Here is a 13,400-nt window from a genome sequence, read left to right on the forward strand (position 1 = left end):
AACTGAAAAAATCAAAATTACAATTTGAAAATAGCACAAAATGATTCCTTCACTTTTTAAACTATTTTCTTTACTTTGCACCAAATAACTAACCCAATGAAAAAAACAATTCTTGCATTAGCCGCTATCGTATTTATTGCCTCATGCAACAAAAAAGAACAAAAAGGAGATTTACACATTACAGGAAATGTAAAAGGATTAAAAGAAGGTACCTTATACATTCAAAAAATAGTTGATACCGCATTGATTGCCATTGACACTATTAAAATTGACGGAAATTCCCATTTTGAAAGCGATCTTGATTTAAAATCCCCTGAAATGCTGTATTTGTTTTTAGATCGTGGTGTGAGCAATTCATTAGATAATAATCTTATGTTTTTTGCCGAACCAGGTACTATAAATATCGAAACTAATTTAGATGCCTTTCTTTCAGCAGCGAAAATTACCGGATCAAAAAATCACGATCTATATGAAGAGTATAAAAAAACAACTTCAAGATACAAAGATGAAAATCTAACACTGATCGAGCAAAAATTTAAAGCTATCAAAAGAAAAGATCCTAATGCTATTGACAGTTTAACTAAGTTGCAAGAATTAAATTTAAAACGTAAATATCTATTTGCTATCAACTTTGCTATCAATAATAAAGACCATGAAATTGCTCCTTACCTTGCATTAGCCGAAGTTTATGATATTAATATTAAATATTTAGATACTATTCAAAACGCTATGACTCCAAAAGTAGCTCAGTCATTGTACGGTAAAAAACTTACTAATTATATTAATACATTAAAAAAAGCAAATTAATTTTTTTTAACACCACTCAAACTAAAGCATTTCAGGAATATTTGAAATGCTTTTTTTATTTTTACTTAAAATATCCCCATATTTTTAACAACCCAAAAAACAACTCAATTAGCTTTTAACCTACTACCCCAATTATGTGGAAAAACTTATCTTTTAAGAAGCAATTAATTTTAATTCTTTTAATCCCTGTTTCCGGACTTATTTATTTTACTATTTCAAACATCAATAACAGCTATCAAAAATTTTCCCGAATTGATAATAGTATTGAAAACATTGATAAAATTGCTGCATTTTCTGAAGCTATAACCCTTATCAATAACGAAAGAACGCTCAATGAATATTCTAAGTTTGACGCGGCTAAAAAAGTAAATTTTAAACTAACAATGGCTAAGTCAACCGAATGGTTTTCTCAACTGAATTCAAAAGACAGTATTGTCGTTACAAGTATCAGCGAAGCCAGGACTATTTTAAATATTATTCATCAGAATGATGAAAATGACACCGCTATTTCATCCTTAAAAACGTTTAACGATTATACAGATATCAATAATATCCTGAACAATTTAATAGAAAGAGAAATTGTAAATTGTGAAAACGTAAATCTTGCTAAACTGGCAAATAATTTCAAATCTTATATTGAGACAAAAACAGTAGCTAATTTAATCAGAGCTATCGTATTTCATAAATTAATCAATGACAGCGTTCATTCTGATTTATATGGTTATTATGAAAATATGAGGCAACTTAACAAAAACACTGATTTTAAATTAGACAATTACAACAGCCTTCACATTAAAGATGAACTTATTCAATATAAAAATTCAGCAGCATTTCAGTCTTTTTTAAAAACATCTGATGCTATTCTTAACAATACTGCTGTCATTACACCACAAGTCTGGTGGCATACATCAACTGATGTAAATGAAAAAATTAATGCTATTAAGACTAAAAAGCTAAATTACATTATTAAAATAGCACAACAGGAAAAAGATAATACGGTCAATGCTGCCATTATTGCCATAGTATTTCTTTCTCTATTATTACTTACCACTACCATTTTAGTTTATAAATTAATTACAAATACTTCGAATTCTTTAAAAACGATTGCTACAAAAATTGAAAAAATTGCATTAGGATATACTGAATTCCAACATATTCTTCATGGAAATATTGAATTAGATTCCATTAGAGAATCTTTTAAAAAACTAACCAACGCTATAAAAGAACAAATAAATCTGGCTACAGAAATCAGTTCCGGACACTTTGGAGAAGCAATAAAAGTAAGAAGTGAAGCTGATGTTTTAAATCAGTCCTTGAACACAATGTCAATGGATTTAAAACGATTTAATGATGAAGCAGTAGCCAACAGTCATTTAGAACAAAATATTATAGCGGTCAACAAAACCATCATTGAGTCTAAAAACATCCAGAACTTTGGCGATAATTTAAGCAAAGTACTGTGTTCTCAAACCAATGGTTGTCAGGCTGTATTTTACATTATAGATTACCTCAAAAACAACAATAATTTAATAAAAATTGGAAGTTATGCTGATAACAACAGCCCGGAAGCGATAGGTATTGGCGAAGGATTAGCAGGCGAAGCAGCCAAATTTGATGAGCAAAAATGCTTGAATAATTTGACTAAAGAATATTCGTTTCTAGCTTCATCTTTAGGAAAATCTCCTGTTTACAACGTTTTAATCACCCCTGTATCCTATAAAAATGAAGTTATAGGTGTTATCGAAATTGGCTCTTTGGAAAACTTTACTGAAACAGACCAAAAATTATTAATCACCTTAAAAGAGTCTTTGGGAAATGCGATTGCGGTATTTATCAGAAACGAAGAATTGAGAATTTCCAGTGAAGAAATCATCCATAAAAACAATATTTTACAGGTTCAGGAAGAAGAGTTGCGACAAAACAACGAAGAACTCAATAAGCATACATTGTTGCTGCAACAATCAGAAGAAGAGCTAAAAAATCAGGCTGCCGAACTGGAGCAGACAAATGCGTATCTGGAAGAGAAAAGCAGAGAACTGGAAACTAAGAACTACGAAATAGAGAAAAAGAATGATGATCTCATTATTGCTCAGGAAGAATTAAACATAAAATCAGAAGAAATTGCTCAGGCCAGCAAATACAAATCTGAATTTCTGGCCAATATGTCTCATGAATTAAGAACTCCTTTAAACAGTATTTTAATTCTTTCGGATTTATTAAAAGACAATGTTTCCGGTAATCTGACAAATGCTCAGTTAGAAAATTTATCGGTAATTAATACTTCCGGAAAGGATTTATTGAACTTAATTACTGATATTTTAGACATTTCAAAAATTGAAGCCGGCAAGGTCGAAATTTATCCTGAAAACACCGTTTCTGAACGAATATTTTCGGATATGGACGGGCTTTTCAGAGCTCAAATGGACAAAAAGAATATTAATTTTGAAACAAAAATTACTGACGATTGCCCAAGAGAAATTTATAGTGACGTAGGTAAAATTGAGCAAATCCTTAAAAATTTCCTTTCCAATGCTTTAAAATTCACTCCAAACGGAGGAACAGTTGCGATGACTTTTGACAAGCCATCTGACAATAAGGAATTTAATAATCCTAAACTCGCTGCACTCACTAACAATCAAATTTTAGCTATTGAAATAAAAGATAATGGTATTGGAATTTCTGAAGAAAATAAGAAAAAATTATTTCAAAGCTTCCAGCAGGCTGATAGTTCCACCAGCAGAAAATATGGCGGAACAGGTTTAGGTTTGTACATTTCCAAACAATTAGCTGATTTACTTGACGGAGAAGTGTTTTTTGACAGTCAGCTTAACAACGGAAGTACTTTTGGCGTCTACATTCCTGTAAAATATGCCGGAAATAGCGACAACAACACTACTAATGCTCCTGTGGCAACCGTTACGGAAGCTATTTCGACCGAACAAATTGAATCAGAATATCCTAAACCCAATGAAGAATTTATAGATCTTTCGGCAAACATTCAGGATGACCGTCATAAGGCTGATATTGATGACAAAACCATTTTGATTATCGAAGACGATCCTTCATTTGCCGAAGTATTATTGCAGGTAGCCCATAATAATGGCTTTAAAGCTATTATTGCACATCAGGGTGAAACAGGGTTTCAATATGCTAAAAAATACAATCCTAAAGCCATCATTTTAGACATGAAATTACCAGGAATTGATGGTTGGACGGTTTTAAAATGGCTTAAAGAAGATGCCGAATTAAAGCACATTCCGGTTCACGTTATGTCAGGAATGAAAAGAGAAAAATTAGCCAAGGAAATGGGTGCTTTTGATTTCTTAGTAAAACCAATTACGCCCGAAAAACTTAAAAAAGCCTTCCTCGCTATTGATGATGAAATAAATAAAGCTTTTAAAAGAGTCCTTATTCTGGAAGATGATGAAAAATTAAATTACGCTATCAAACAGCTATTGCATGCTAATGACAAAAACACGATTTGCCTGCAGGCCTATTCAAGATCAGAAGCCGAAAATATCCTGAGCAATGTTGAAATTGACTGTGCCATCATCGATTTAGGTCTGCCTGATTCAGACAATGTCAAAGCTATTTCGGAATTGAAAAACTGTTCTAAAAACAAAAAAATAAAAATCATTATTAATACCGGTAAAACATTAACCGATAATGAACAATTAGAACTTGAAAAAAGTGCTGACAGCATTGTTATCAAAACCAACAACGTTACTGAAAGATTAAAAGATGAGATTTTATTGTTTTTAAACAAAATAGATACTGTTGAAAATACCGAGTATAAAACAGCACCTAATTTATCAGGAGGTGAAATTTTGAAAGATAAAAACATTCTGATTGTTGATGATGATATTCGTAATATTTATGCTTTATCTGCGGCTTTAACCAGCAAAGGAGCGATAATTACAACTGCTTTTAACGGAATCGAAGCTTTAAATGCACTGGAAGAGCATCCTAATTTTGATATTGTATTAATGGACATTATGATGCCTGAAATGGATGGATTTGAAGCTACCAAAAAGATTAGAGAAAATATAAAATGGAAAAATCTGCCTATCATTGCTTTAACAGCAAAAGCAATGAAAGGCGATAGAGACGAAATAATAAAAGCAGGAGCTTCTGACTATCAATCTAAACCTATTGATATTCAAAAACTCATTTCATTAATCAGTATCTGGATTTACAAATGATAACATTAAAAGAACTTGATGAATTGCTTTTTACGATAAAAAAACAATTCGATTATGACTTTTCAGATTATTCTAAGGCTTCGATGCTTAGGAGAATCCATCGTTTTATGGATATCCATGCGATGAAAAATGCTGTTGATTTAAAGTTTGAACTTATTAACAATCCCGCTGTATTTCAGAATTTTATCAATGAAATTGTGGTCAATGTAAGTGAGTTTTTCAGGGATCCAAGTTTTTTTAAATCCTTACAACAAAAGGTTTTTCCGTACCTTGAGAGTTATCCTAAAATTAATATCTGGAGTGCTGGATGTTCTTTTGGCGAAGAAACCTATTCTTTAAATATTCTTTTAAAAGAAAACAACCTTTATGCAAAAACAAGAATTTATGCCACAGATATCAGCAGTAATGCGATAGAACGTTCCCGAAAAGGAATTTATGACAACACCAATTTTAAAGAATACACAAAAAACTATTATGAATGTGGCGGAAAAGAATCATTAAACGATTATTTTGTTTCAGACCCAAGGCATTCGATGATTCATTCGGAGTTCAAACAAAACATCTTATTTTCCAATCATAATTTAGTTGCCGATGGCGTTTTTAAAGAATGCCAACTCATACTATGTCGCAATGTTTTAATTTATTTTAATAGTAATTTACAAAACAAAGCCTTAGAATTATTTTACCAGAGTCTGCCTATCCATGGTTTTTTAGCCATTGGAAAAAAAGAATCCTTACGATTTAGTTCGGTTTATGAAAATTTTAAAGAAATAGATCGTGAAGAAAAAATTTATCAAAAAATAAAATGAAATCTCAAGCCATTATAATTGGAGGTTCGGCAGGAGCTTTTAATACTATTTTGTCTATTTTAGGTCAATTAGACAAAAGGATAAATATTCCTATTGTTATCGTTTTGCACCGGTTAAAAAACACCACATCCTCTTTTGAGACTATTTTACAAAGAAATACCCATTATACAGTCAAAGAAATTGAAGACAAAGAACAAATGAGAAATGGCATGCTCTATACTGCTCCGGCAGATTATCATGTACTGTTAGAAGAAGATTATACTTTTTCTCTTGATGTATCAGAACTCGTCAATTTTAGCCGTCCTTCGATTGATGTTACATTTGAATCTTTTTCAGCTGTACTAAAAGAAAAATGTTGCGGTATATTATTATCCGGTTCCAATCACGATGGAGCGAAAGGATTAAAAATTATGGCCGAAAATAAGGGAAATACCATCATTCAGGATTGTAATGAAGCTGAGTTTGCAAACATGCCAAATGCAGCAAAGACACTTTATGACCAACACAAAGAATTAAATACCACAAACATTATAAACATACTCAATAATGAATGCTACTAACAAACATACACTATTACTAATTGATGACAAACCGGCTAATTTAATTGCGTTAAAAAGCATGTTAGAAAAGCCCAACAGAGAAATAATTACATGCAATTCAGGTAATGAAGGATTGCAAATATTATTAAAAGAAAAAGTTTCTCTTATTTTAGTGGATGTTCAAATGCCAGAAATGGACGGTTATGAATTTGTTGAAATTACAAAACAACATCCCAATACAGCCAATATTCCAACTATTTTTGTGACGGCTATCAGTGATGAGGCCAAATACATTAACAAAGCTTATGATTTAGGAGCTATTGACTTTTTGTTCAAACCATTAGTAACTGAAATCACCCGAAAAAAAGTAGATTCTTTTCTTAAAATTTGGGATTACGATCAGGAATTGAAAATGCTAAATGACAAACTCGTAGCTAAAAATGGAGAATTAGAACAATTTGCCAATATTATTGCCCATGATTTAAAAACACCTTTAAATAATATTAAATCATTGGTTGAATTTATTGAAGAAGAACATTTACTGGATTTGAAAGAAGAAGCCACAGACTTATTTGATATGGTAAAGTCTTCGGCAATGTCTATGTCTAAATTAATTGATGATTTACTTCATTATTCTAAAAATGTGGAAAACAATGACAGAAAAGAAACAATTAACATCCTGAGCGAAGTGAATGCAGTTATAAAGCTAATTAATCCTAACGGGGACATTAAAATAACTAAAGATAATTTAAATCATACTATTGATTTTCAATCAGTAGCTTTCAAACAAATTATTCAAAATTTAATTTCAAATGCCATCAAATACAATGATAAAGAAACAACTGAGATAAATATTTCTTTTGATGAAGATCAAAAACAAATAGCTATTACAGACAATGGTCCCGGAATTCCTGAAAATCAATCCGAAAAAATATTCCAGATGTTTTATACCCTCGGACAATCATCAAGAGGAGATTCAGGTACGGGAATGGGACTGAATTTAGTTCGAAAATTAGCCGAAAGAAACGACGTTAAAGTGTATCACAATTCTCAATACAAAAACGGGTCTCAATTTATAATCTCTGATTTAAAAACCTCGTAATAAAAAAAGGAATTACCAGCTGGTAATTCCTTTTTTTATTATCTTTTTAATGAAAAATGAGATTTGAATTCTTTATCAATATTGTTTTCTTTATAATGTATAACAAACCAGTAATCATCAGCGGGCAGTAAATAGCCATTATAACTACCATTCCAGCCGTTAGCATTAGGACTTATTTGTTTTAAAAATTTCCCATAACGATCAAATATATGAATATAAGCTTGTGGCTGCGAACTTAATTCACTTACATTCCAGGTATCATTAAAACCATCATTATTGGGTGTAAAATATTTAGGGAAATTTACAACTAATATACCATCCTTAGTTATTGGAGCACTACAGCCTGCTTCATCTGTAACAGTTATCGAATGAGAACCTGATGCAACTTGTTCAAAAACAGGATTAGACTGAAATGGACCATCATCTAACTGATACAAATAATTGCCTCCTGCAGCCGTTGCCGAAACAGTGATTTTTTGATTCTCAGCAAAAGCTTCTGTAACAGTCCAGGTGAAATCGGTCAAGGTATTCGATGGAATTACAGTAACATTTATAGTTTGAGGTGAAGCACATTGTCCAGAATCGGGAGTAAATGTATAATCAGCTGAGTTTAAATTATCAACTACATCTTCATCCCAACTTCCTGTAACTCCATTAGGTGATGTTGAATCTAAATTTGGCACTGAACTACCTGAACATATTGTAAAATCACTAAAGCCGGGACTGTCAGGATTAACAACGACTATCAAAGAGCCCTTACTGCAATTAGATCCAAAAGGTGTAAAAACATAATTTTTTGTTATTGTATTATCTACGGTTGGTGGATTCCAAGTTCCACTAACGCCTTCTTTAGAATATTTGGGCAAAACAGGAGCTGGTTCACCTTCACATATCGGATTAACAGGATCAAAAGTAGGAGTAAAAGAATTTGGACAAGGCACCCAACAAGTTTGCACTGAAAGATCACAAGGATAATCAGTATGCCATAATGTTAATGTAATCTCATTTCCAGGTTGTAATTGTGGTTGAGGTATGTATAAATGACTTTGTACCCTACTTCCATCAATTGGAGTTCCTTCATTAATTGTATAAAAATAAGAATATTGATTACTAACACTAGGTGTATTATTCCAAGAAAATCCACTTTCAGAACCTATTTCTGGTGATCCTGTTCGAGGAGTTCCACTTAATTTAAAACACTTAAGATCTAAAATACTTGAACCATTATCAGCTAGGACTCTTACTTCAATTCTAGTACGAGGAGTACTTTCTAATCCACCTATGGTTTGTGTAACATAATAAGATGTATTCGCAACACTAGTTGTTGATGGAATTGGGGCGGATGAAAATTCGGTACCTCCAGTTAGAGCACTATACCATCTTAAAGTAGCTGATGGATCTGTAGGAGTTGCAGTCAAAGCAATTGCTGTACTGCCCTGACAATAATAAATTGGAGTAGAAACGGATGGCGCAGGGGTTTGGGCATAAATACCTGAAACAAACAACAAGTTAATACAAACAAAGACAAATAAAAGGTAATTCTTTTTCATTGTACAAATTTTAAAAGGATTGAAATTTTGGGGGTAAAATCAATTATGGAGTAAATATATAAAAAACAAGGTTTTAATAAAAAATTAAATGTTGTTATAATGAGATTGAATAATCTTTGAATTATTTTCAAAAAAAAAGACCCAACATAAGTTGAGTCTTTTTTACATTAACATTTATATTTTATTTTTCGGTATGATGTTCTTCAATTTCTTTTTTATCATCAACTGAAATACAATCTACTAGTACCGGAGTTGCAATAAATAAAGAAGAATAAGTTCCTACCACAATACCCACTAACATTGCAAAGATAAACCCTCTGATAGATTCTCCGCCAAAAAGGAACATAATCAATAATACTGCAATCATAGTCAATGAAGTATTAATTGTTCTTGACATCGTTGAATTAATAGATTTGTTTACAATTTCAGCAAAATTTCCTTTTGTTTTACCATCTAAGAATTCACGAACCCTGTCAAATACAATTACAGTATCATTCATAGAGTAACCAATAACCGTAAGAATCGCAGCAATAAAGTGCTGATCAATCTCCATACCAAAAGGCATGAATTTATAACATAATGAATAAATACCTAATACAAAGATAACGTCATGCGCCACCGCTGCAATAGCACCTAATCCATACTGCCATTTTCTAAAACTAATCACTAAGTATAAGAAAACAATTAGCAAGGCTCCTAAAACAGCCCAGTAGGCATTTGTTTTAATATCCTCAGCAACTGTTGGTCCTACTTTAGATGCCTGAAGGATACCTAATTTCTTTCCGTCGTAAGCATTTACAAATTTATCATACGTAATACCTGAAGCATAATGATGTTTTAAAGTTTCAAATAAAACTTTATTTACTTCCTCATCAGCTTTAGTACCGTGCTCTTCTACTTTATATTTAGTAGTAATTTTTAACTGATTGTCATTACCAAAGATTTTCACCTCGGCACTACCATCAAAAACCTGAGCTAATTCTTCTTTTACAACTTCACTTTCTACAGGTTTTTCAAAACGAACCTGGAATGTTCTTCCTCCAACAAAATCTACTCCCTGATCTAAACCATTTGTTGCAAGAGAAAATACACTAACTACAATTACAACTGCAGAGAAGATATAAGTGATTTTCTTAACTTTTAAGAAATCAAAATTGAAATTAGTAAAGAAATTTTTAGAAAAATTAGTTACAAAAGATAAATCTGCTTTTTTAGCAATGTTTTTGTCGATAAAAATTCTTGCAATAAAAATAGATGTAAACAAAGATGTTATGATACCAATTAATAATGTTGTAGCAAATCCTTTAATTGGTCCTGAACCAAAAATGAATAACACAGCACCAATTAAAATGTGCGTTACGTTAGCATCTACAATAGAACGCATGGCTCCAGTCCAGCTATAAGAAATTTTTACTGCTTCATCCAGCGATTTACCATCGCGTAGTTCTTCTTTTGCTCTTTCGTATATAATAATGTTAGCATCTACCGCAGTACCCATTGTTAAAACGATACCGGCAATACCAGGCAAAGTAAGTACAGCACCTAAACTTGCAAGAATTCCGAATAAGAATAATAAGTTAACTGCCAAAGCAATATTAGCATACCAACCTGCTTTTCCATAATAAACCAGCATCCATAACGATACTAATAACAATCCTACAATAGCGGATGTGGTACCATTATCAATAGCTTCCTGTCCTAATGATGGACCTACTACTTCTGACTGAACAATATCTGCAGCAGCAGGTAATTTACCGGCTCTTAAAACATTTGCTAAATCGGTTGATTCGTCAATAGTAAAAGATCCTGAAATTTCAGATCTTCCTCCTGCAATTGGTCCGCTGGAAACACCCGGAGCTGAATAAACAATATTATCTAAAACAATAGCAATATTTGTTTTTTGAGTATACGCTCTTCCTGTTAATTCTTCCCATGTTTTAGCTCCCTGACCACTCATTTCAATAGAAACAGATGGTTTTCCTAATTGGTCAAAAGTAGCATTAGCACCAGTTACAACACTTCCGCTCATTGAAGCAGCATTATCTCTGTTTCCTCTTAGAGCATACAAAGCAACTGTTTCAATTTCTTTATCTTTAGCATCCTTAGATTTTTCAATTATACCCCAAACAAACTTAACATAACGTAATTCTGCCGGTAATAAGTTTTTGATCTCAGGTCTTTTAAAATAACCGTTGATAACAGCTGTATCTTTTGGAGAGAAAAGACCTAAAACTGGTCCTCCGCCCTGACCTACCATTTTGTCTAATAAAGGATTATTTCCTTTTTTAGTTGCAGCAGAATCTTTAACATCTGTTAATAAAGCACTCAATGAATCCTTAACAACAGGTTTTGCTTCAGTAGCACTTACTTCTGTTTTCTTCAAAGCTTCATTAGCAGCCATTAAAAAGTTACCAACTTCTTCAATTTTATACGTTTCCCAAAACTCTAACTGAGCCGTACTTTGTAATAATTTTTTAATTCTGTCCACATCTTTAGCACCCGGAAGTTCCACAAGGATTCTTCCTGATTCTCCTAATTTCTGGATATTAGGTTGTGTTACACCAAATTTATCGATACGTTTTCTTAGTACTCCAAAAGCACTTTCAACGGATTCATCAACTTTTCTTTTGATAACTTTCTTAACTTCGGCATCAGACATTTGAAAATCAACACCACCTTCACCCTGCAAACTTCTGTTAGCAAAAATATCAGGAGAAGCTAATTTTACAGTTCCTTTCGAATTGGCTTCAAAAGCATCAAAGAACTTATCTAAATAAGGCTTGTTTCCTTCTAAATCAGCCGTAGCATCAGCTAATGATTTATTAAAAACCGGATTTTTTGAGTTATTAGATAAACCTTTCAGGATATCTTTAACTGAAATTTGAAGAATCACATTGATTCCTCCTTCTAAGTCAAGTCCTTTATTAATTTGCTTGTCACTTACTTCGTTATAAGTAAAGTCAGTAAACCCAAGGTTAAATACTTTTTCTTTACCAATAGAGTCCAGGTATCTAAGTTCTTTCTCAGAGTTACCATTAGCAAAAGTTTTCGCATCATTTTTTATATTATTTGCGACAAAAGTGAATGAAAGTTGGTAAATACTTACCAATGCAAATAGAATTGCGAAAAATTTAATAAGTCCTTTATTCTGCATTATTACTAAAAATTAATTATTTTAAATTTATTATTCCTTGTTAAACCTTTATAAACAGATAATTAGCTCCTATTTATTAAAACAGAGCTAACTCAATCTTTTTTTAAACCGAGCAAATATATAATTCTGGTTAAGATTAACCAATTTATTTATGAAATTAATCTCAAAAAAAAGACTGCAAAATTGCAGCCTTTACTTTAAACATCAAAAAAGCTAAGCTAAAATAGTCTTTAGAGCCTCATTCATGACTCTGACAGCATCAGCACTTTTGGCAAATAATGCTTTTTCTTTTTCATTTAAATCTATTTCCAGAATTTCTTCAACTCCGTTTTTACCAATAATGCAGGGTACTCCCACACATATATCATTCTGACCGTATTCTCCTTCTAAGTAAACAGAACAGGCAATCATTTTTTTCTGATCGTTTAAAATACTGTCCACAATATAAGCTACGGAAGCTCCCGGAGCATACCATGCTGATGTACCTAAAAGTCCGGTAAGGGTAGCACCTCCTACCATGGTATCGGCAGCTACTTTTTCTAAAACTTCCTCAGACAAAAATTGTGTAACAGGAATTCCATTGTATGATGCCAAACGTGTTAACGGAATCATAGTGGTATCACCATGTCCACCGATAACCATTGCCGAAATATCATTTACCGGTCTGTCTAATGCCAAAGACAAATAAGTTCTAAAACGGGAACTATCTAAGGCTCCTCCCATCCCTATTAATCTGTTTTTAGGAATCCCTAAGGATTTTAAAGCTAAATAAGACATGGTATCCATCGGGTTTGAAACCATCAAAATAATTGCCTCCGGAGAATATTTCAAAACATTTTCAACAACCGATTTTACTATCCCGGCATTAATACCTATGAGTTCCTCGCGAGTCATTCCCGGTTTTCTGGGAATTCCTGAGGTTACCACCACCACATGACTGTTGGCTGTTTTTGAATAATCATTAGTAACTCCAGACACCTTAGTATTAAAACCGGTATTAGTGGCACATTGCATAATATCCAAAGCTTTACCTTCGGCAAAACCTTCTTTAATATCTAACAAAACTACTTCACTGGCTATTCCTCGATAAGAAATAACGTCTGCACAGGTTGCTCCTACATTTCCTGCTCCTACAATAGTAACTTTCATATTTTAATGTTTATTCGGGTTATATAAATTGGTTAACTCCTGCTAATCTACAATTTTATTGCTAAAAATAAACCCCAATAAACTATTT

At 32.4% G+C, this 13,400-nt stretch carries 8 protein-coding genes; 5 read left to right on the top strand and 3 right to left on the bottom strand.

Features of this window, described 5'->3' with window-relative positions:
- Positions 1 to 96: 96 nt before the first annotated feature.
- The 5 genes from BUB89_RS00390 (at position 97) to BUB89_RS00410 (ending at position 7,459) form a co-directional block, all read left to right on the top strand.
- Positions 97 to 807 (top strand): DUF4369 domain-containing protein, encoded by a 711-nt coding sequence (locus BUB89_RS00390; RefSeq protein WP_073240755.1) that lies wholly within the window; start codon positions 97 to 99, stop codon positions 805 to 807.
- A gap of 134 nt (positions 808 to 941) precedes the next feature.
- Complete coding sequence (locus BUB89_RS00395; protein ID WP_073240757.1) at positions 942 to 5,009, top strand: response regulator; 4,068 nt, start codon at positions 942 to 944, stop codon at positions 5,007 to 5,009.
- Complete coding sequence (locus BUB89_RS00400) at positions 5,006 to 5,818, top strand: CheR family methyltransferase (protein WP_073240759.1); 813 nt, start codon at positions 5,006 to 5,008, stop codon at positions 5,816 to 5,818. Before BUB89_RS00395 ends, BUB89_RS00400 begins: the two co-directional genes overlap by 4 nt.
- On the top strand, positions 5,815 to 6,378 hold the full coding sequence (locus BUB89_RS00405) for a chemotaxis protein CheB (protein ID WP_073240761.1): 564 nt from the start codon (positions 5,815 to 5,817) through the stop codon (positions 6,376 to 6,378). Before BUB89_RS00400 ends, BUB89_RS00405 begins: the two co-directional genes overlap by 4 nt.
- On the top strand, positions 6,365 to 7,459 hold the full coding sequence (locus tag BUB89_RS00410; RefSeq protein ID WP_073240763.1) for a sensor histidine kinase: 1,095 nt from the start codon (positions 6,365 to 6,367) through the stop codon (positions 7,457 to 7,459). Before BUB89_RS00405 ends, BUB89_RS00410 begins: the two co-directional genes overlap by 14 nt.
- Positions 7,460 to 7,497: 38 nt before the next feature.
- Here the strand turns inward: BUB89_RS00410 and BUB89_RS00415 are convergent, their stop codons facing one another.
- The 3 genes from BUB89_RS00415 to mdh form a co-directional block, all read right to left on the bottom strand.
- Entirely contained in the window at positions 7,498 to 9,009 is a 1,512-nt protein-coding gene (locus BUB89_RS00415) for a T9SS type B sorting domain-containing protein (RefSeq protein ID WP_073240766.1), read from the bottom strand.
- Positions 9,010 to 9,190: 181 nt separating this feature from the next.
- Entirely contained in the window at positions 9,191 to 12,163 is a 2,973-nt protein-coding gene (secDF, locus tag BUB89_RS00420) for a protein translocase subunit SecDF (protein ID WP_073240768.1), read from the bottom strand.
- A gap of 213 nt (positions 12,164 to 12,376) precedes the next feature.
- Positions 12,377 to 13,312, bottom strand: coding sequence for a malate dehydrogenase (gene mdh / locus BUB89_RS00425; RefSeq protein WP_073240770.1), 936 nt, complete (start codon positions 13,310 to 13,312; stop codon positions 12,377 to 12,379).
- Between the last annotated feature and the right edge of the window lie 88 nt (positions 13,313 to 13,400).

The organism is Flavobacterium flevense (assembly GCF_900142775.1).
Classification (GTDB): Bacteria; Bacteroidota; Bacteroidia; order Flavobacteriales; family Flavobacteriaceae; genus Flavobacterium; species Flavobacterium flevense.